The sequence below is a fragment of the Riemerella anatipestifer genome, assembly GCF_009670965.2.
Lineage (GTDB): Bacteria > Bacteroidota > Bacteroidia > Flavobacteriales > Weeksellaceae > Riemerella > Riemerella anatipestifer_B.
On record NZ_CP073239.1, the window covers coordinates 1,506,378 to 1,527,756 of the forward strand.

19 protein-coding genes are annotated in these 21,379 nt (G+C 36.8%); 8 read left to right on the forward strand and 11 right to left on the reverse strand.

The window, feature by feature from the left end:
- Positions 1 to 45: 45 nt before the first annotated feature.
- On the reverse strand, positions 46 to 1,056 hold the full coding sequence (gene pheS, locus D1J36_RS06890) for a phenylalanine--tRNA ligase subunit alpha (protein ID WP_154138106.1): 1,011 nt from the start codon (positions 1,054 to 1,056) through the stop codon (positions 46 to 48).
- Between the two features lie 254 nt (positions 1,057 to 1,310).
- On the opposite strand from pheS, the gene D1J36_RS06895 reads away from it, so the two are divergent.
- The 6 genes from D1J36_RS06895 (at position 1,311) to D1J36_RS06920 (ending at position 6,747) form a co-directional block, all read left to right on the forward strand.
- Positions 1,311 to 1,853, forward strand: coding sequence for an IS1096 element passenger TnpR family protein (locus D1J36_RS06895; RefSeq protein ID WP_064970107.1), 543 nt, complete (start codon positions 1,311 to 1,313; stop codon positions 1,851 to 1,853).
- Between the two features lie 79 nt (positions 1,854 to 1,932).
- Complete coding sequence (locus D1J36_RS06900) at positions 1,933 to 2,211, forward strand: DUF2752 domain-containing protein (protein ID WP_064970108.1); 279 nt, start codon at positions 1,933 to 1,935, stop codon at positions 2,209 to 2,211.
- Positions 2,212 to 2,231: 20 nt separating this feature from the next.
- Positions 2,232 to 2,561, forward strand: a complete 330-nt coding sequence (locus D1J36_RS06905; RefSeq protein WP_154138107.1) for a CCC motif membrane protein — start codon at positions 2,232 to 2,234, stop codon at positions 2,559 to 2,561.
- Positions 2,562 to 2,662: 101 nt separating this feature from the next.
- Entirely contained in the window at positions 2,663 to 4,729 is a 2,067-nt protein-coding gene (ppk1, locus tag D1J36_RS06910) for a polyphosphate kinase 1 (RefSeq protein ID WP_154138108.1), read from the forward strand.
- A gap of 6 nt (positions 4,730 to 4,735) precedes the next feature.
- Positions 4,736 to 5,620, forward strand: coding sequence for a Ppx/GppA phosphatase family protein (locus tag D1J36_RS06915; RefSeq protein WP_154138109.1), 885 nt, complete (start codon positions 4,736 to 4,738; stop codon positions 5,618 to 5,620).
- A 473-nt stretch (positions 5,621 to 6,093) separates the two neighbouring features.
- Positions 6,094 to 6,747 (forward strand): hypothetical protein, encoded by a 654-nt coding sequence (locus D1J36_RS06920; protein WP_153936069.1) that lies wholly within the window; start codon positions 6,094 to 6,096, stop codon positions 6,745 to 6,747.
- 297 nt (positions 6,748 to 7,044) lie between these two features.
- Here the strand turns inward: D1J36_RS06920 and D1J36_RS06925 are convergent, their stop codons facing one another.
- The 6 genes from D1J36_RS06925 to D1J36_RS06950 all read right to left on the reverse strand — a co-directional run bounded on the left by D1J36_RS06925 (position 7,045) and on the right by D1J36_RS06950 (position 13,211).
- Positions 7,045 to 7,488, reverse strand: coding sequence for a universal stress protein (locus D1J36_RS06925; RefSeq protein ID WP_004920337.1), 444 nt, complete (start codon positions 7,486 to 7,488; stop codon positions 7,045 to 7,047).
- 62 nt (positions 7,489 to 7,550) lie between these two features.
- Entirely contained in the window at positions 7,551 to 8,156 is a 606-nt protein-coding gene (locus D1J36_RS06930) for a fumarylacetoacetate hydrolase family protein (protein WP_154138111.1), read from the reverse strand.
- A gap of 25 nt (positions 8,157 to 8,181) precedes the next feature.
- On the reverse strand, positions 8,182 to 8,946 hold the full coding sequence (locus tag D1J36_RS06935; protein ID WP_004920332.1) for a 3'-5' exonuclease: 765 nt from the start codon (positions 8,944 to 8,946) through the stop codon (positions 8,182 to 8,184).
- Positions 8,947 to 8,956: 10 nt separating this feature from the next.
- On the reverse strand, positions 8,957 to 9,676 hold the full coding sequence (locus D1J36_RS06940) for a CDP-alcohol phosphatidyltransferase family protein (protein WP_154138112.1): 720 nt from the start codon (positions 9,674 to 9,676) through the stop codon (positions 8,957 to 8,959).
- Positions 9,677 to 9,773: 97 nt separating this feature from the next.
- The gene (locus D1J36_RS06945; RefSeq protein WP_154138113.1) at positions 9,774 to 11,846 is read right to left on the reverse strand and encodes a M13 family metallopeptidase; all 2,073 of its coding nucleotides are present in this window, start codon (positions 11,844 to 11,846) and stop codon (positions 9,774 to 9,776) included.
- Positions 11,847 to 11,942: 96 nt separating this feature from the next.
- Entirely contained in the window at positions 11,943 to 13,211 is a 1,269-nt protein-coding gene (locus D1J36_RS06950) for a CinA family nicotinamide mononucleotide deamidase-related protein (RefSeq protein ID WP_154138114.1), read from the reverse strand.
- A 148-nt stretch (positions 13,212 to 13,359) separates the two neighbouring features.
- Between D1J36_RS06950 and D1J36_RS06955 the strand changes: the two genes are divergently transcribed.
- A complete protein-coding gene (locus D1J36_RS06955; RefSeq protein WP_154138115.1) occupies positions 13,360 to 14,772 on the forward strand; it encodes an alkaline phosphatase in 1,413 nt (470 codons plus the stop codon).
- Positions 14,773 to 14,983: 211 nt separating this feature from the next.
- Here D1J36_RS06955 and D1J36_RS06960 read toward each other — a convergent pair whose 3' ends face one another.
- The 4 genes from D1J36_RS06960 to D1J36_RS06975 all read right to left on the reverse strand — a co-directional run bounded on the left by D1J36_RS06960 (position 14,984) and on the right by D1J36_RS06975 (position 19,139).
- Complete coding sequence (locus D1J36_RS06960) at positions 14,984 to 15,703, reverse strand: DNA-binding domain-containing protein (protein WP_154138116.1); 720 nt, start codon at positions 15,701 to 15,703, stop codon at positions 14,984 to 14,986.
- A gap of 14 nt (positions 15,704 to 15,717) precedes the next feature.
- Positions 15,718 to 16,881, reverse strand: a complete 1,164-nt coding sequence (locus D1J36_RS06965; protein ID WP_252339363.1) for a hypothetical protein — start codon at positions 16,879 to 16,881, stop codon at positions 15,718 to 15,720.
- A 12-nt stretch (positions 16,882 to 16,893) separates the two neighbouring features.
- Complete coding sequence (locus D1J36_RS06970; protein ID WP_252339364.1) at positions 16,894 to 17,544, reverse strand: hypothetical protein; 651 nt, start codon at positions 17,542 to 17,544, stop codon at positions 16,894 to 16,896.
- 650 nt (positions 17,545 to 18,194) lie between these two features.
- Positions 18,195 to 19,139: a sulfate/molybdate ABC transporter ATP-binding protein gene (locus tag D1J36_RS06975; protein ID WP_154137886.1), complete on the reverse strand. Its 945-nt coding sequence runs from the start codon at positions 19,137 to 19,139 to the stop codon at positions 18,195 to 18,197.
- Positions 19,140 to 19,256: 117 nt separating this feature from the next.
- On the opposite strand from D1J36_RS06975, the gene recG reads away from it, so the two are divergent.
- A complete protein-coding gene (recG, locus tag D1J36_RS06980; protein ID WP_154137887.1) occupies positions 19,257 to 21,347 on the forward strand; it encodes an ATP-dependent DNA helicase RecG in 2,091 nt (696 codons plus the stop codon).
- Positions 21,348 to 21,379 lie beyond the last annotated feature (32 nt).

The window sequence follows — 21,379 nt, forward strand, 5'->3', positions numbered from 1 at the left end:
AAATAAAAAAGGAAACTTAAAATCTTAAGTTTCCTTTTTTGTTACTTATAGCGTTTTAAACTGTTCTAGCATTCTTACATCGTTCTCAAAGAACATACGAATGTCGCTCATTTGGTAGAGAAGCATTACGATTCGCTCTATTCCCATACCAAAAGCATAGCCACTGTATTTGTCAGGGTCTATATTTACATTTTTAAGTACGGCAGGGTCTACCATACCACAGCCCATAATTTCTAGCCAACCTGTACCTTTAGTAATTCGGTAGTCTGTTTCGGAGTTAAGCCCCCAATAAACATCAACCTCCGCACTTGGCTCGGTGAATGGGAAATAAGACGGTCTCATTCTAATTTTAGACTTTCCAAAAAGCTCCGTAGTGAAAAACTGTATGGTTTGCTTTAAATCCGCAAAACTCACCTTTTCATCAATATAAAGCCCCTCTATCTGATGGAAAATACAATGCGAACGAGAAGAAATAGCTTCATTTCTAAATACTCTACCTGGTGATAGAATACGCATAGGAGGTTCATTTTGCTCCATATGTCTTATCTGTACAGATGAGGTATGCGTTCTAAGGAGAATATCAGGGTTTTGCTCTATAAAAAAGGTATCCTGCATATCTCTAGCAGGGTGGTATTCAGGCAGGTTAAGGGCAGTAAAGTTGTGCCAGTCGTCCTCTATTTCAGGACCGTCTGATACCGCAAACCCGATGGACTTAAATATCTCAATAATCCTATTCTTGACTAAGTTGATAGGGTGTCTGCTTCCTAGTTCCAAAGGATACCCAGGGCGAGTTAAATCTTCTTTTTCTACTACAATATTAGAGGCAGTTGCATTTTTAAGCTCTTCTAGTTTTTCGGCAACAGCTTGTTTTAGAACATTTATTTTTTGTCCAAAAGCTTTTTTTTGTTCGTTCGGAACTTGTTTAAACTCATCAAAGATGGCGTTTAAAATTCCTTTTTTACCGTTAAATTTTATCCTGAACTGTTCTATTTCATCTTTATTTGAAGACTGAAATTGTTTTACCTCTTGTAGATATGTTTCGATGTGTTCTAACATTCTTCGTTTTCTATTTGGGTGCAAAAATAAGGTTTTCCTACTAAACTTAAAAGATTAGTGTTAGATAATCTCTAGCCCATAAAAATGACTGATGATTTAAAAATATGTAAAATTTAACTTATTGTAAAATAATTAGTTATGGTGTTTTTCTTTTTAAGAAAAAAAAAACTAATAAAAAAATTTACTTCGAATATCATTTGTTTTATATTTGCGGCAAATTTCTAAAGAAACGAATTTAAGCAGAATTTAAGGTTATGGTTTATAAAATCAGAGTTATTTTAGACACGAAGGATAATGTTTTTAGAGACATTGAGGTGAGAGGAAAGCAAACCTTGTGGAATTTGCATAACGGTATCAAAAGTGCGTTCAGCCTTCAGGGAGACGAGTTGTCTTCGTTTTACTTTTCTGATGATGAGTGGACGGAGCTTAATGCGATACCACTAGAAGATATGTCTGATGATGGAGATGGGGAAATCATGTCCGATGTATACATCACGGAGGCTTTTCCAGAGAAGGGTAGCAAAATGTTATTCAAATACGGTTTTATAGACCTGTGGGAATTCTATTGTGAACTTTTAGAAGTGATAAAAGAAAAACCTGCAGTAAACTACCCTATAACTGTATTTAGATACGGTAATATGCCACTAAAGGCTCCTAGTAAAAACACTTCATCAAAACCTTCACCTACTATGATGAGTGATGATTTTGACGACTTTGATAGTTTTGAAAACGATTTTGATGATGATGAAGGCTTTGCTGATGATTTTAGTGATGAGTATTATGACGATGAAGATTAAATAATAATATGACTAAGAATAGACTACTTTTTTGTAGTCTATTTTTTTATTTTTGCAGTTATAAATAACTGATGATTAAATGGCTATAGAAGATTACATGCTCTCATGTCCTAACAAAAAAATATTTGGTATGGAATGTTTTGGTTGTGGTTCACAGAGGGCTTTACTGCTTATTTCTGAAGGTAAATTTGTAGAGGCGTTTTATATGTTTCCTGCCATTTATCCTTTGATATTATTTGTGTTAGTGAGTGCTATTAACTTTATAGATAAAAAGAGACATTATGGTAAGGTAATGATTTTTTTGGCTCTTGTTAGTGTAATCACTATGATTATTTCTTATTTTTGTAAAAATTTCTAAACTTAAAAATTCAAATTACTATGAAACAAAATTTACCAAACGCCACACTAGTGCTTGTCCTTGGGATTTTATCTATTCTAGGTTGTTGTTGTTATGGAGTTCCGGGGATTATTTTAGGAGTAGTTGCTTTAGTGATGTACAAAAAAGACAATCAGCTTTATTGGGCTAACCCAGAATTGTATGCTAATTATAGCAATCTAACTACAGGGCGTATATTGGCTATTATCGGTATTGTATTGAGTGCCTTAAATGTTTTAGCTTATGTAGTATTGATAGTATTGTTTGGCTTTGAAGCTTTAACAGACCAAGAACTTTTACAAGAAAGAATTCAAGAGATGATACAGAACTAAGATAATTTTAGTATTTAATAATTTAAACTCTTTGGAGAAGTCCAAAGAGTTTTTTTTGTGCTTTGTTTTTCTTACTTTTGGAATTACTAAAATGTTTCGCTATGCCACAATTTAATCCTAGAGATATTACTTGGCTTGCCTTTAACGAAAGGGTAATGCAAGAGGCTATGGATAAGACTGTTCCGCTCCATTTACGAATTAAATTTTTAGGAATTTTCTCTAATAATTTAGATGAGTTTTTTCGCGTTCGTGTGGCGGGACTGAAAAGAGCAATGAGTTTTAAACCTAAATACAGAGAAAATTCTTTTTTTGATGAACCACAAAAGATTTTAGATAAAATCAATAAAGTGGTGATTAAGCAACAAAACGATTTCAATACCACTTGGGAAGAAATCCAAAAAGAAATGGCTGCCGAAAAGGTTTTTATCAGAACTCCGAAGGATTTATCCGAAGCCCAAAAGCAGTTTGTAAAAGATTATTTTGATGAAGAGGTGGAAGCTAATGTAATTCCAATCCTTCTTCGGGAAGAGACACCGATGCCTTATCTAAGGGACAAAAGCCTCTATTTAGGAGTGGCGATGCGTAAAAAAGAGTGGCAATATGAGAGCAATTATGCCATTATAGAAGTGCCGTCTAGGGTAATGGGGCGTTTTGTGATTTTGCCCTCCGAAGGAGAGGAAACTAGCGTGATGTTGCTAGAAGATGTGATTAGTTTTAATCTTCCTCATATTTTTTCGTATTTTGGGTACGATGTTTTTGAAGCTCACTCCTTTAAAGTAACTAAAGATGCCGAGTTTGACCTTGATAATGATATTAACACTACTTTGGCGGAGAAAATTAAAAAAGGTGTTAAAAGTAGAAGAAAAGGCAAGCCCACTCGTTTTGTGTTTGATAAGGATATGGATAAAGCCTTGCTAGAGCTTTTAATCCGAAAGCTAGAACTTACGAAGAAAGATAGTATAATACCAGGGCATAAAATTCATAATTTCAAACATTTTATGGATTTTCCTAATGTCTTTAAAACATATAAAACACCAGAGGAAAGAACTTCGTTTAACCACCCTTACTTTGAAGGACAACAGAGGGTTACCGATGTGATTACCAAAAGAGATGTCTTGCTGACTTTTCCTTATCATAGCTATATGCCTGTGATAGATTTACTTAGAGAGGCGGCTATGGACCCAGATGTTAAATCTATTCAAATCACAGCGTATCGTTTGGCGTCAAACTCTAAAATAGCCAACGCGCTCATCAATGCTGCTAGAAACGGGAAAGAGGTTACGGTGATGATAGAACTTAGAGCAAGGTTTGATGAAGAAGCTAACCTCAAATGGAAAGAACGCCTAGAGGTGGAAGGTATCAAAATTTTGGTGGGTATTCCAGATAAAAAAGTCCACGCAAAGCTTTGTGTAATTAAAAAAAGGGTGGGAGGTAAGACCATTCAATATGGTTTTGTGAGTACAGGTAATTTTAACGAAAAAACAGCCAAAGTCTATGGAGACCATCTTTTAATGACTAGCAATAGAGCGATAATGGCGGACATCAATAAAGTGTTTAATTACTTTAGGAAACCATCGGAAGACCCTATTCTAGCCCTTAAAAATTGCAAAACTCTGCTGGTGTGTCCTCATTATATGAGAGCAAAGATAGAAGAACTAATAGATAGGGAAATAGCAGAAGCTAAGGCGGGAAGAAAAGCCAAAATTATACTTAAAGTCAATTCGTTAAGTGATAAAGGTTTGATAAAAAAACTTTACCAAGCCGCCGAAGCTGGAGTGAAAATACAAGCCATAGTGAGAGGGATTTTCTGTGTGGTGCAACAGAAAAAATTTAAAACTAAAATAGAAGCCATCAGTATTGTAGATGAGTATCTAGAACACGCTAGAGTGATGTATTTTTACAATAAAGGCAACGAGGATATTTACATATCTTCTGCGGATTGGATGACGCGTAATTTGGATTATAGAGTGGAAGCCGCCGTTAAAATTAACCAACCAGAACTAAAAGAAGAACTGAAAGATTTACTCCAAATTCAGTTAAGTGATAATGTTAAAGCACGAGTTTTAGATAACGCTCTCAATAACGATTATGTGAAAAAAGGAGCCAAGAAGAATAAAATTCGTTCACAGATAGAGATTTATCATTATCTTAAAAACAAAAAATATTAAAATCGTATGAAATTAGCAGCTATAGATATAGGCAGTAATGCCGCCAGACTTCTCATCAACGAAGTGGTTTTAAATGCCAATCATCAACCCGAATTTACCAAACTCAATTTGTTGAGAATTCCGTTGAGGCTAGGTATGGACGTCTTTGTTAAAGGAGAAATAGGAGAGGAGCGGTCTAAAATGGTGGTAGATACGATGAAAGTTTTTAGCGATTTAATGAAAATCTACAAGGTAGAACATTACCGTGCTTGTGCCACAAGTGCAATGCGTGATGCTAAAAACGGACAAGAAATAATAGAACAAGTGGCAAGAACTTCTGGGATTGAGATAGAAATTATTTCAGGAACTGAAGAGGCTAATTTGGTTTACGAAAATCACATTGCCGAAGGTTTAGACGAAGATTACGATTATCTTTATATAGATGTGGGTGGAGGTTCTACGGAGGTTACCTTTTATGAAAACGGAAAGGCTAAATTCTCTCATTCGTTTAATATAGGGACAATTAGGCTTCTAAATCATTTGGTAACCGATGCCCATTGGGAGGAGATGAAAAACTTAATCAAGAGCCATATTACGGGCAAAAAACCGATAGTAGCGATAGGCTCTGGAGGAAATATCAATAAGGTATTTTCTATGAGTAAAACTAAAGATGGTAAGGCTTTGGCAACTTCTAAACTGAAGAAATATTACAAAGAATTTTCTCAACTAAGCGTAGAGGAAAGAATGGTAAAGTACAAAATCCGTGAAGACCGAGCCGATGTAATTGTACCAGCCCTTAAAATTTTTAATAATATTTTAAACTGGGCGGATATTTCTAAAATATTTGTCCCTAAAATATCCGTTGCTGATGGGCTTATACACCACATCTATGAAACGGTGAAGAAAGAATAAGTTTTTCAATCACATTTTATTTTGCTCGTTTTCTTATCACTTAAGAAAGCGAGTTTTTATTTTGTGTCTTGTCTTCTTTTTTATCTAATACATCGGTGTAACGAGAAAAAATAGCAAAGCTGTAAGGAAAAATCTCATAGTAACAGAGACACGTATAATTGTAAAGGGTAGAAATTTAATTGTAACGGTGTAAAACTGAATTGTAATGAGTATAAATAGAAATGTAAAGGGTAAAAACTGAATTGCAACAGGGGAAAATAAAATTGTAATAAGTAAAAATAGAATTGCAGTGGGGGAAAACCGAATTGTAACGGGGGAAAATAGAAATGTAATAAGAGAAAATACAACTGTAAAGGATAAAAACAAAAATACGGTAGGGGGAAACAAAAAAGCAACGATAAAACGTTGGGAAGTTGAGCAGATATATGACAAAAATCAGTATATTTACACATCAATCCTAAAAAATAAATTCTATGAAAAAGTATTTTTCTAACCAGCAAACCCTGCAAGACTACGGTATTTTATTTGAAAATATCAAGACCCAAACCGAACTAAAATCTCAACTCGCCGAGTATGGCTACGATGATGCCGAAGTGCAAAAAGGCAAAGCTCTTTACGACAAAGCACAGGAAGTGTATCAGAAAAACATCAAAGAAGGGCAAGAAGAAACTACTGCTTATGCACAATTCACCACCGAGTTTGAACAACTGCTCAAAACCTATAAAACCGACCGAAAAAAAGCCAAAATCATCTACAAAGACCAGCCCGAAACGCTCAAAAACCTTCGTCTAAAGGGGCAAAGTTCTCGCCAGATGGCGAATTTGCTAGATGAAATAAATATTTTTTACCATAGTTTAAAAGAAGATAGTGCCCTGCTAAGCCCTCTTAACCGACTGAAGATTACGGAAGAAAGCGTAGAGGCACAACTCACCCAATTGCAAAAGACTCAAAAAGCCTATGCGACTTATACCCAAGAAAAAGGGGAAAGCCAAGACGCTACTAAGCAAAAAAATGCTGCTTTTTCTGATTTAGAAAAATGGGTGAAAGAGTTCTATAGTATTGCTAAAATTGCTTTGGAAGACCGTCCGCAGTTGTTGGAGAGTATTGCTAAATTTGTAAGGAGTTAATAAGAACTTAAAAAAATCATTCCCCAAAATTATTATTAAAATAGTTTTGGGGAATTTTATTTTGGGAAACTATTATCTCACAAGGATATTGCATTTGCGTGAGGGCGGAGGGCATTGTTGGAGCTCCTTTTTTGGGCAAGGGGAGAAGGCTTTGGCAAAAAAGAGCGACTGCCCGAAGACCGACCCATTAGCCTAGGGAATAGCAATGGCTTGGGACACGCCCTAATGAACCACTAGACTAAATAAAAAAGGAGTTTTTAAATTTCTAAAAACTCCTTTTGTGGTATTATGTAATAGCTATTTATGCTGGTGGCAAGGAATTACCAAAACAGGCACTGGGGCACTTTTGGTAAGTTCTTTAGTCAGGCTGCCTACAAAAACATCATAGATGCCGCTTCTACCGTGAGAGCCCATCACAATATAATCTGCCTTTTTCTCTTGCACATAGTCCAAAATAACCTCTTTGGCGATGCCTTGCTTTAGGATATGCTCGCAGTCTACATCTTGGGCAATGATTCTCTGTTGTAGCTCGTTGAGTTGTAGAGCTTCTTGCTGTATTTCGTTTTTCTCAATTTCAGGGAAATACTGGAAGCCCATATCGCCAATCGCAAAGCCTATATCCGAAGGTGCTACATGAATGAGGAATATTTTACCATTGGTCTTTTTTGCAAACTTTACAGTCTCATCAAGAAGGAAATCTGTGCTTTCGCCGAAATCAACGGGAAGAATAATATTAGTCATAACTACTGATTTTTAGTTCTCTAAAGTTACAAAAAAATGTTGAATTATTAAAGCCTAAAAGCCTACAATATCCTAATATCTAAAACTTTTTGGTCTTCCAGATAGCCTTCCAAAAGGTCGTTTTCTTGCACCTTGCCTACACCTTCGGGCGTTCCTGTAAATATTAAGTCGCCCACTCTTAGAGTAAAATATTTTGATACAAAGGCAATAATATCCTCAAAGCCGAACATCATATGTCGAGTGGCTCCGTTTTGCTTTTGGATTTTATTTTGGAAAAGAGAAAAATTGATATTGTTTAAATCAAAGTTTTCCTTTTTATAGAACGAACTTACCACTGCCGAGCCATCAAACCCTTTGGAAAGCTCCCAAGGAAGTCCTTTGGATTTGAGTTTAGATTGTAAATCTCTTGCCGTGAAATCTATCCCTAAACCTATTTCCTCAAAATGTTTGTGGGCATTTTCCCTTTGGATATACTTTCCACCTTTAGATATTTTTAGAACGACTTCCAGCTCGTAGTGTATCTCGTTAGAAAATTCGGGGATATAGAAATCGTTTCCTTTAAGTAGTGCCGTGTCGGGTTTTATAAAAATAACAGGCTCCTCGGGTATCGCATTGCCAAGTTCTTTGGCGTGTTCGGTATAGTTTCTTCCGATGCAAAGGATTTTCATAAATCAATTATTTTAGATTGAACGATTAAAATTTTCGTCTTAGCTGTATGCTGGTAAGCACCTTCTTGGTGTAGAGCGGGAAGTCAGCATTTTGCACCCAACCGAAATAACCTGCATCTTTGGCTAAAACTTCTTCTACCAGTTGTCCTTTATATTTCCCAAAAGTAAAAATCTCTTGTCCTTTATCATCAAAGGCAATAAAACCTGCTAAATCTGCAAATTTCTGATGGTAAGAAAACTCACTTAGACCATTGATGTCTTTAGGTAACTCCTCATATTTGCCTACTTGGGCATCTAGCACTTCAAAAGTAGCGAGGGTGTCTGCCTCTGCAGAATGAGCATCTTCTAGGGTTTTGTTACAATAGAACTGATAAGCGGCACTTAAATTTCTAGGTTCCATTTTATGGAAAATCACTTGAGCGTCTACTAGTTTCATTTTACTAAGGTCAAAATCTACTCCTGCTCTTAGCATTTCTTCGGCAAGAAGTGGGACATCAAATCGGTTAGAATTAAATCCGCCCAAGTCTGCTCCTGAAATCATTTCCATAATTTTTGGAGCAATTTCTTTCAGAGTGGGAGCGTCCTTTACATCTTCGTCGGAAATTCCGTGTACTGCAGTTGCAAACGCCGGAATGTGCATTTCTGGGTTCACAAGCCAAGTTTTGGTTTCTCTAGAAGCGTCTGGATTTACTTTTAAAATACAAATCTCTACAATTCGGTCTTTAGAAATATTGGTACCTGTGGTTTCCAAATCGAATATGCACAGGGGTTTATGTAGTTTTAAATTCATTATTGTAAAATTAGTTGAGTTGTTTTTGAAATATTAAAGAAACTAAAATATAATACACCACGATTAAAGGAATGGCATATATTTTAAAGAATGCTAGAATGAGCAATCCACCTGCTAATAAAGCTATTTTAGGGTAATTATCACTTAGTTTTTTAGATTTAAACTTCATTGCTATCATTTTAATGGGGCTAACTAGCAGCCACGAACTAAGTGCAGTTAAAGTTAAAAGTCCCCAACCGTAGTGAGGTTGCTCTAATATTTTTAACGAAAATACATCAGCCACGATATAGTAAATACCGAAAATTAAAACGGTATTACTAGGTGTATTCAGTCCTTTAAAGTAGTATTTTTGTTCTTCATCAATGTTGAAAATAGCCAGTCTTAGACAGGAGAATAGGGTAATGAAAAGCCCCAAGTATTTTATTTCAAATGGAAAGGCAAAACTGCCAATGTTTACGCCATAAGGTTCTAGGAGTTTATACATTGCCAACCCTGGTATTAGCCCAAAACTTACCATGTCTGCCAAAGAATCTAGCTGAACACCCAAAGGCGAATTGGCGTGTAAGGCACGGGCTATAAATCCGTCAAAAAAATCTAATACTAAAGAAATAATGATGCATATAGCGGTAATTTCGTAAGCTCCGTTAACTAAATGGATAGCTCCTACGCACCCCGAAAACAAATTGCCTAAAGTAAAGGCATTAGCGAGATTATTTTTAATAAAATTCATAGAGCAAAGATAAGGATTTCTTTTGAAGGTGTCTTTTAAGAAATAAAAATGAGGCTACCCTCTTAAGGTAGCCCCACTCATCGTTTTGTAAACTTTATTACCAGATTTTAATTCTATCCTCTGGTTTTTTGTAGTGTTTGTCTTTTGCTTCTACTTTAAAGGCATCATACCAAGCATCTACATTTACCAACGGTCCAAAACTACGGAAGTAACCTGGAGAGTGTGGGTCAGTTTTTACTTGGTTAATCATATATTGCTCGGTAGATTTAGTTCTCCATACAGTTGCCCAGCTCAAAAAGAATCTTTGGTCTTGGTTATAACCACTGATTTCCCCTGGGTTACCTTTATCTTTAAGATACATTTTTAACGCGTCGTAAGCAATGGCTACACCACCTAAGTCTGCAATGTTTTCTCCACTAGTGAAGACTCCATTTACGAAACTTCCTTTTACAGGCTCGTACTTGCTGTATTGGTCTGCTAGCTGTTTTACTTTAATATCAAAGTTTTTACGGTCTGCATCTGTCCACCAGTTGCTAAGGTTTCCATCACCATCAAAACGAGAACCACCATCATCAAATCCGTGAGAAATTTCGTGACCGATTACTGCACCAATACCTCCAAAATTAACCGCAGGGTCTGCCTTAAAGTTGAAGAATGGCGGTTGCAATATCGCTGCCGGGAATACAATCTCGTTGTTGGTTGGGTTATAGTAAGCGTTTACGGTTTGCGGTGTCATTCCCCATTTAGATTTGTCCACAGGTTTATTCACTTTTTCGGCTAAAGTTTTTTCGTAAGCCCAAAGAGAAACCTGCTTTAAGTTGTCATAAAGAGAAGAACCGTTATTGAAGTTAAGTTTAGAGTAGTCTTCCCATTTGTCAGGATAAGCCACTTTTACAGTAAATTTGTTTAGTTTGTCTAACGCTTTAACTTTAGTTTCAGCAGACATCCAATCTAGGTTTTCTATATGATGCTTGTAAGACTTTTTAAGGTAGCTGATAAGCGTTTCCATTTCTGTTTTAGCTTCAGCAGGGAAATATTTATCTACATACAGTTTACCGAAAGCTTCGCCAAGAACTCCATTGATGAGGCTAAGTCCTCTCTTTTCCATAGCTCTTTGCTCTTTTTGCCCTTGAAGGTATTTGCTATAAAAGTTGAAATTGATGTCGTCTAATTTCTTATCTAAATTATCTGCATTGCTAGAAAGTAATCTTAATTTAAGATAATCTTTAATTAGAGGTAGATTAGCATTGTTGATGAATTTATCCAAGTTTTGATAATAACTTAACTCTCCTAAAATGACTCTATCTGTATTTACACCAGCCTCTTTAAGATAAGTAGAAAGGTTTACATTTTTCACTAAACTTGGCAATTCAGAAGTGTTTTTAGGGTTGTAGCGTTTGTTGGCATCTCTACCTTCCTCGTTGGTAAGTAGCGTTTTTGCCATTGTTTTCTCTAAATCTACTATTTTTTTAGCGGTATCGTTAGAGTTCTTATATCCTAAAACATCTAATAGAGAAGCCACATACTTTTGGTATTCGTTGAGTGTTTTTGTGTTCTCTGCGTTCTCTTTTTGATAGTAATCTCTTCCTAAACCTAGACGAGGTCCACCTAGATAGATGGTGTTCATCTTAGAGTTTTTAAGGTCGGTGTAGGCGTACCAACTGTAAAGAGGGTTGTCCCCTGTACGAACTGCCGCTATAAGATAAGTTTGTAGGTCTGCTAAGTTTTTGATAGCCTCAATTTTAGCTAAATCATTTTTGATAGGGCTGATGCCTTCTGCATTTCTTTTATCCATATTCATAAAAGAAGCGTAGAGGGTCTGGATTTTTTTACCTTCAGTACCTTCAGCATAGGTTTCAGAAAGGATATTTTTAAGAATTGTAAGAGATGCCTCGTCTGTTTTTTCACGCAATTCGTTGAAACTTCCCCAAGAGGCTTTATCCGAAGGAATAACCGCCGTACGCATCCAACCTCCATTTACGAAATTGTAAAAATCGTCTTGAGGGCGAACATTGGTATCCATATATTCTAGGCTAATCCCGTGTTCTTCGTGGTGGTGATGTCCAGCGTGAGAAGTATGCTCCGTGTGAGCTACTTTCTTATTCACAGAGCAAGACTGAAAAGCTAATGCTCCAGAAAGTGCCAATAGGCTTAATGTAATTTTCTTCATTTGAATAGATATTTTTGTCGTTTATTTTTAACTTTAGTATAGTAACAGTTTTTAAGCTGACTCTACAAAGCTACAATTTTTTTTGTTAAAAAGTGTTTAAGGCTCATTGGGATTAAACATAAGAACTTCCACAACAGACTGTAAAACTCTTTGAGAAACGAAGTTCATAAAGTCCTCTCTATCTAGATGAGGCAGGTGCAAATGGTAGTTGTAGCTTTTGTTTTTTACTCTTACGGAATAATACACAGAGCCTATTTCGTTTTGATATTGGTCGGTTTGTGGACCTGCAACGCCTGTGGTAGAGATAGAAATATCTGTTTTAAACAACTCTTGACAACCTCTCGCCATTGCTTCGGCTACTTGTTCCGAAACTACTGTGTGTTGGTTTATCAGTTGTTCGGGAACTTTTAAGATATTGATTTTTTGATTGACCGCATAGGCAGTAATGCCTCCTTGAAAATAGGCAGAGCTGCCCGATATAGAGGTGATTAACCTTGAAATGCCGCCCCCAGTACAGCTTTCGGCGGAAGAGATGCTAAGCCCTCTTTGGGTAAGAATAAATTTAAGGATAGACGCTATATCCTCGTTATCCCAAGAAATGACTTTGTCTTGGATTAAAGGTTTTAGCGGTTCTATAATTTGGTTGAGTTGGGCTTCTAAATCGGTTTTATTATTCCCGATGGCGGTGAGTTTTAGCTTTACTCGGTTTCCTATGGGGAGGTAGGCTAGTTTTATGTTTTCGGGCAGGTGGTTTTCCCAATCTTCTATGGTTTGGGCTAAAAGACTTTCGGGGAAATCAACCACGGAGATGATTTTTACCACTATATGTGATAAAGAAAACCTTTCAGCTAGTAGCGGAATGATTTGGTCTTTAATCAAGGGCTTTACTTCATAAGGTACACCAGGGAGAACAAAGGCAATTTTTTCGTTTTCTTCCATCATTAGACAAGGAGCGGTACCATTATGATTTTGTATGACTTTGGCTTTTGAAGGGATTTCTGCCTGTGGGCGGTTAATATCAAAGAGATGCACTCTGTTTCGTTTGATTAAAATTTGCTCCAGATGAGCCAAAGTTTCGGGGTCTGTGATGAGGTTATCATCAAAAAAGTGAGCAATGGCTTTTTTCGTTTTGTCGTCTTTGGTAGGTCCTAGACCGCCTGTGGTTATCACGAGGTTGGTGATTTTGAAGGCATCGTTTAAAGCCTGTTTAATGCAGTCGGCATCATCTGAAATGGTAAAGATTTCGGCGACTTTAATCCCTATATTATGAAGTTCTTTAGCAATAAAGTTAGAATTGGTATCAATGGTATTTCCAGCTAAAACTTCATCACCTATTATGATGATTGCGGCATTTGTTACAGTCATATTTAGTTAGTATTTACGAAACACAAAGTTAGTGAATAACGAGAGGAAACTAAACTATAAAAGAGGAGGAGGCGTTTGTTTTTTTAACTTTAAGTTTACAATGGTATAAGATATAAGTCCTATATTTGCCCCTATAAGGTTTTAAAAAATGAAAAGAAGAGATTTTTTAAAGAGTGGGTCTATAGCGGCTTTAGGAGGTATGCTTATCAGCCCATTTGGTTTAAAAGCCAATACAATAAAAGAAGAGTTTAGAGGGAAAAAAGCCAAGAACATCATCTTTATGGTGAGTGATGGTATGAGTGTAGGTACTCTACATATGGCAGATATCTACTCTAGAAGAAAACTAGGTAGAGCTTCCCATTGGCTGGGTCTGTATGAGAATAATTTGGTACAAAGAGCAGTAATGGATATGGCATCGGCGAGTTCTATTGTTACCGATTCTGCGGCGGCAAGTTCTTCGTGGGGTGGGGGAGTGCGTGTAAATAACGGGAGCCTTAACATTAGCCCAGATGGAAAAGAAAATATGCCGATACTCCAAAAGTTTAAAAAGGCAGGTAAAAAGGTAGGTTGTGTAACTACGGTTCCTATCAACCACGCTACACCAGCGGGGTTTTGTGTAACTTCTAAAAAGAGAAGTGCAATGGAGGATATTGCGGTAGACTATTTAGATTTAGGTTTTGATGTGATGATGGGAGGTGGGGCTAAATATTTTGAAGCAGATAAAAGAAAAGACGCCGTAGACTTAGATGCTAAGTTCCGTTCTAAAGGTTATACGGTGGTAAAAAATAAAGCAGAGATGTTGTCCGCTCCTAAAAATAAACCTATCCTAGGTACTTTTGATGAGGAGGCGTTGCCCTATACCGTAGACCATAATAGCTGTGATAAAATGAAAGCCAATATCCCTACTCTAGCAGAGATGACGGAGAAGGCTATATCGCAGATGAAAGACCACCCTAAAGGCTTTGTAATGCAAGTAGAAGGCGGTAAGGTGGACTGGGCGGCACACGGTAATGATGTGGCGGCTCTGCTATACGACCAGTTGGCTTTTGATGAGGCGGTGAAGGTCGCTATGGATTTTGCAAAGAAAGACGGTAATACTTTGGTGGTGCTTACTTCTGACCACGGAAATGCCAACCCAGGGCTTATCTATGGTAAAACTTGTAATGATAATTTTGACCATATACAAAACTTTAAAAACTCTAACGAATGGATATTGCAAGGGATACAGCCTGATAGCACTGTTTCTTTCGTTAAAGAGAGAATAGCCAAGGCGTGTGGAGATATGGTGTTGTCTGATGACCAAGCGAAGCAGCTATTATCCTACTACTCTAAAGCAAAGCAAGAAGATGGTTTGTATAACCCTCGCCACTTGCCGTTTAAGCTCCTTTCTGAGATGCAAAAAGACTATACCTCTGTGGGGTGGATAAGTATGGACCACTCCTCGGACTATACAGAACTTGCGATGTTTGGACCAGGAAGCGAACGCTTAAAACCGCTGATGAGAAATACAGATATACATACATTCTTACTAGACGCTGCTGAAGTAGAAAATAAGTTTTAGTGGTGTTTTTATTTAATGATACAAAAGCCTCCAAATAACTTTGGAGGCTTTTATATAGAAGTCTTATGGTATATCCTTGTTGTCAGAGGTGTTCTGCTCGTACGAGCAGAACACCTCTGCTAGATAAGACAGTTCGCCTCTGCTCGTACGAGCAGAGGCGAACTGCTAAAAAACGGAACACAAATTTGTGTTCCGTTTTTATGACCTTTAATTAACCAATCACTATAGGCGTAGATAATACCTCTGTTCTTGGCTCTTTAAGTAGCGTTTTACCATTGCTGTATTGCGTGGTAATGCTGAGTTCGTAGTTCCCTGCTTCTAAATCCGAAGGCACAAGAATGAGTAATCTTGATGGCTCGTTAAGCACAATATGCTCGGCTAAGAGTTTCACTTCGTTTTGGTTGTCTAAGTTTTTAAAGACGATACCGTTTTTAAGATTGTCGCCATCTATTTTAATGTAAGTACCTTTGATTTCGGCATTCTTGCCTTTGGTAAGTGTGCCGTCTGCTTTGCCTGTAGCTTTGTCGGTAATGCTGAACACGCTCATTGGGCTGGACTGTTCGCCGAGGATTTCTACCTTGGTGTCGGCTACCGCTTTTCTAAGGTCTAGACCTTGGTTTACATTCACATAAACAGAGTGCTTCTCTTTATCCCAAGTTTTATCATAAAATACGCCCTTAATGGCAGGACGCATATACACCAGCCCCGTATTCACACTATAGCCATTGAGTACCAACTCCGAGGCTTTACGATTAAAACGAGTAATAATATCTACTGCAGTCTCGGTTTGTATCTCCATACCCTCTTTTTTAAGGGCTTCTATAATTTCTGTAATGCCAAGGCTACCACCTAGAAGGGGTACGGCTACAAAATCGTTAGGGTCATCTTTAGTCAATAGGTTGGGACGCAACCATGCTTTTAAAGTATTCATAATATTGATGTTTTTTAGTTTCGTTTTAAAGCAAATAAATAGTTTTCTCTAAATGCCATTGCGGGGTGTAGAGTTGCTGTAGGATTATTACTGAAGCTATTATTAGCCGAAATGTCAAAAGAAGTTTTTACATAGTAAGTCTTAGATATTGCACTATCATTATTGACCATCCATATTCCATTTGCTACACTATTACCGGAACGTGGTAAATTTACTGATACCAATGTAGGACCGCCTTGCATGGCTGCTCCTTGGAAATCCTCTAATTGATTTTTCTTTACTTCAGAAATAATTGCCCTAATCCAAACATTTTGTCCATCTTTTAGAGCCTCTGTTGCTGTTGCTAAGTAAGCTACATAAACAATCCATTTCCCAGGAGGTAAAGTGATAGATTGTCCTGTATATCTAAAATAGAACAATCCAAGATTAGATGGATTTTTCTCTACATCATAAAAAGTTTGCCCTTCCATTATATCTGTATACTCAAAAGTATTTGCGTAAACGATATCTACATTACTTGGTATGGTAGGGTTGGTTCTACTTACCACTCCTAAAGTACCATCGGGTTTTGCAACTACGGCTTTAGTATATTCGTTTTCTAGCGGTGTAGCATCAGTCATTTGGTTGATTTTGGCATTGCCGTTGACCTCTAGTTTTTGTGATGGGCTTTGGGTGCCTATCCCTACATTGCCATCTCCCATAAACGAAAGATTATTAGTCCCTAGAGTTACCGTTCTGTTACCTGCTAGTGTGCCGTCTGCAGTATAGATATTGGTAGTTATTGGAGAGGTTCCTCCTAGAGGCTTCCAAGTACCCCCACTAAGCGTGTTGCTTTTATTTTCATAATAGTAAAACCCAGAGGTAACATCTACATTACCGATAGCAGATTTACCCGTTGCTGTATTATATACTATCATACCGTCTAAACGGTTAGGGTAAGCTAAAGAAACTCCATTTGGAGTTGCAATTAAGGTATTGAGTTGGGTTAAATCTGTTCTCGGAAAAACTAACCCTTTTCCTATGTTGGTGGAGGTATTCCATTGAGGGGTGGACGAAGCGTCTAAAAAAGCAGTCTGATTAGGAATTACATTTTGAGATACTGTTTTGTTCGTCTTAATTTGAGCATAAGATAAAATATTGATACTTAATGCCACTAATATGAATATTTGTTTTTTCATAATAATATAAAATTAAAGACCTGTTGTATTGAGCCATTTTGTTCCTGTGGATATATAACAAGAAGAGTAACCTGCTGTTAAAGATTGTTGTTGCCCTATAGGTTGTGGGGAAATAGAAACATCATTTTCAGGGCTAAAGAAACATAACATTCTTCCTTTATTATCTGCAGTAGGAGCAGGTAAAGTTAAACTACTAGGATTAGTTAAATAGACAAAATAATCGTCATCTTTTATAGTTGGAATAGGGGTATCGTCTTCCCTGTAATTTCGTGTGAAAGATTTTGTTTCTGTGGCAGTGGCTGGTCTAACCCATTTAGTCCCATTATAAAAGTAATAGCCCTTTTCTGTAATATCTGTTACTCTAACATCGGTACCAGTGTAAGACGCTATTGTGCCACCTCCATCTTCTGCATTGGCATCATCTACTACATAGACTAATGTTCCCTCTTGAGGGGAAGGCATTTTAGCGACTCTTGTTTTAGATAACTTAGGCACAATAATGCCCTCGTTAGTTGCGCCTAATAAGTTAGTTGTATTGGGTTTTATCTCTAAAGTAGCATTGGGAGATGAGGTGTTAATCCCCACTTTACCATCGGTTTGTCCGTAAGCTATTAGACTTAGACCTAAAAAGGCACTTACACTTAGTTTGGTTGTTTTTTTCATAATGTTTAATTTTAAAAGTTGATATTTAAAGTTTATAGATGTTAGATATTGGATTTTAGATTTTAGAGATTGTATTCTAGACTTAAAGGTTGAGGAGATACTAAGCTCTAACCTCTCATATCTCACCTCTAACCTAAAAAAATGCCTTTCCCCTCTAAACACACACAAAACGAGAGGAAAGGCTGAAGCAGAAAGAAAGTAAAAACTCCCTCTCTGAACGCTAAAAGCACCTAACAAAAACGACCATGTTATGAGACAAAACAATGGTGCTTTTAGCATGTATTTATGAAAGCTAAATTTAGAATGGTATAAACGCAAAAAGCCCCCAACAAAAGTTGGTGGAATTATATTTACAATTAACGATAAAAGTTGAAGTAATTTTCTAGATAATACGACGCATACCCACGAAACTATTTGTGTGTGTTTACGAAATTATTTGAGATAGCCAAATAATCTTGTAACTTTTTTATACTTGTTTGTATGTAATTGGTATCGTGTATCATAAAACTGAAGCAAACTTATTACCTTTTGGGGAAGTATGCAAATTTTTGAGAGAAATTTTAATGATACCCACTTCTAATTGATTATTGAAAGAGGAGCTAAAAGGGGACAGGTTTGGCTACACTATTTACCTGTCTACTCTAACTAAACTAAAAATCTAGACTCACACTGATTTTTTTTACAGTTAATTCTGCTTCGGAATACATAATGAGGTCTACATTCATAATATCAATTTTATTCCAATAGAATCCTCCAGAAAATCTACTTTCTAGCACTGTGGCGGTGTATGTTCCGTTTGGGGATTCTTTGATTTCGTTAGGATAATAGAAGTTTTTAGAACATTGTAGAATTTCTTTCTGTTGTTCGGTTAGGATATTTACCTCTCCAAATAATTTGGCAACATAGCTGTTGCTAGGCTTTTTATATAACTCTTGTGGTGTGCCATTTTGAACAATTTGCCCATCTTTTAAAATTAAAATTTCATCTAGCCAAGGCATTACTTCCTGTAAATCGTGGGTAGAGATTAGAAGCGTGATGTTTTGTTCTTTAACATAATTAAACAATTTCTTTCTAATATCTATCGTTCTAGAAACATCTAAATTACTGAAAGGTTCGTCTAGTAATAAGAGTTTTGGTAATAGAGAAAGGGCTCTTGCAATGGCAACTCTCTGTTGTTGTCCACCGCTGAGGAATTTAGGCTTTTTATCTATTTCATTACTAAGACCCACAATGTCTAAAAGCTGATTGACTTTGTTCTTTTTCTCTTCAAGATTGATGTTAGAAATAAATTTACCCACATTATCATACACCGTTCCGTAGGGCATCAAATCGTAGTTTTGAGCCACCAATTTCATTTCTTTTTCACCAGGGACGATGTTGGCTTTTGGACCAAATAAGGGTTTGCCTTCAAAATAGATATGCCCTTCTTGCCAATCCATAAGACCATAGATAAGGCTTAGGAGAGTGGATTTTCCGCAACCGCTTTCTCCAGCTATGGCAATGATTTTCCCTTTCTCAAAACTCCAATTGAAATTAGTGAAAATAGAGCGTTCCGAATGATACGAAAAAGATAGATTCTTTATTTCTAAAAACATAAGGGCAAAAGTAAGGATTTTTACCTTCGGAGATGAGGTTATTGTAGGTTTTTGAGTGTTGAAATTTCATATTAGTTGTAAAACCCCTATTTTAGCGGTCTAATAGTTTTCTTGTAATTGACTTTAGAAACTTCCATAGAATACCTTAAAGGAGTAGGTCCAGAGCGGGCAAAACTCATCAAAAATCTGCTGGGAATAAGTACGGTGGAAGACTTGCTTACATTCTACCCAATAAGATATTTAGATAAAAGCCGATTGTATAGAGTAGCAGATTTGCAGAAAGATGCAGATGTTGAGATGCAATTAAAGGGTAAGATAAGAGAATTACAAGAAGTGGTTTATGGTAAGGGACAAAAGCGATTGTCTGCAAAATTCTACGATGAAACAGGCGTGATAGAACTGGTTTGGTTTAGATATACCAAATGGATGGTGGAGCAGATGCCCCTTAATAAAGAAGTATTTATTTTTGGTAAGGTCAATTGGTTTAATGGAGTTTTTTCTATGCCTCATCCAGAGATAGAGCTGGACGAGAAAAAAGCCTTGTCAGAAACTCTATTACCCATCTATTCAGGGAGTGAAAAGCTCATTAAAAGAGGGGTTAATAATAAATTTTTCCAAACCATTATTAGGGAAGTTATTAAACAGACTTCTTTCTTTTTAGAAGAAAATTTGCCGAGTAATATCCTTAGTTCGCTTAAACTAATTGGTAGAAGAGAGGCTTATCAAAATATCCATTTTCCTCAAAATATAAATTGGATAGATGAGGCTAATAAACGACTGAAATTTGAGGAAGCCTTTTTCTTTCAGCTAGGATATGGTCTTAAAAAGCAATATCAAAAAGTATCCAATGTAGGGATTCCCTTTCCGTTGGTGGGAGATTATTTTAATAGTTTTTATCAAAATAAATTACCTTTTGAACTCACTAATGCCCAAAAGCGAGTTCTAAAAGAAATCAGGAATGATATGAAAAAGCCTATCCAAATGAACAGGCTTTTGCAGGGCGATGTAGGCTCGGGTAAAACTATGGTGGCGTTGCTTTCAATGCTATTGGCGTTGGATAATGGGACACAGGCGTGCCTTATGGCTCCTACGGAAATTTTGGCTCAACAACATTATAATAGCATCGCTCAACTTTTGGAAGGAACAGGCATCGAAGTAAGACTTTTAACAGGTTCTACAAAAAAATCGGAACGAAAAGACATTCACGAGGGATTAGAATCTGGGAGATTATCTATCTTGGTAGGAACCCACGCGATATTAGAAGATGCGGTTAAGTTTAAAAATTTGGGCTTGGGCATTATAGATGAGCAACATCGTTTTGGGGTGGCACAAAGAGCGAAACTTTGGTCTAAAAATAAAATTCCACCACATATTTTAATTATGACGGCAACGCCTATCCCTAGAACTTTAGCGATGAGTTTTTATTCGGATTTAGATGTCTCGGTAATAGATGAGTTGCCGATGGGGAGAAAGCCTATCATTACAGCTCATAGGAGAGAAAAAGACAGGCTTTCGGTTTACCAGTTTGCAAAGGAAGAAATCCAAAAAGGAAGGCAAATTTATTTTGTGTATCCACTAATAGAAGAATCTGAGACTTTAGACTATAAAAACTTGATGGAAGGCTTTGAAATAGTACTAGACTATTTTAAAGATTACGAGGTTACGATGCTACACGGCAAAATGAAACCTCACGAAAAAGATGAAGCGATGAATTATTTTGCTTCAGGTAAGGCTCAAATTATGGTGGCTACTACGGTTATAGAGGTTGGGGTAAATGTACCCAATGCTTCGGTAATGGTAATAGAAAGTGCCGAAAGGTTTGGGCTTTCGCAGTTGCATCAGCTTAGAGGTAGAGTAGGGCGAGGGGCAGAGCAGAGCTATTGTATTTTGATGTCCTCGGACAAACTATCCACGGAAGGACGAAAACGAATTAAAACGATGTGCGAAACCAATGACGGGTTTAAAATCTCGGAGGTAGATATGCAACTTAGAGGTCCTGGGGATATATTGGGAACTCAGCAAAGTGGTATTGTAGATTTTAAAAAGTTGGATTTAACTAAAGATGCTTCGGTAATTAAAGTAGCACAGAAAATAGTAACCCTATTGGTACAAAGCGACCCTAATTTAACTCACCCAGCACACGCTCAATTAAGAAATTACTACATAAAGCAATATAAGGGTAAAAACAAATGGGGAAAAATTAGTTGATTTTTCCCCAAGTATTAAGTGTTTTATTTCTT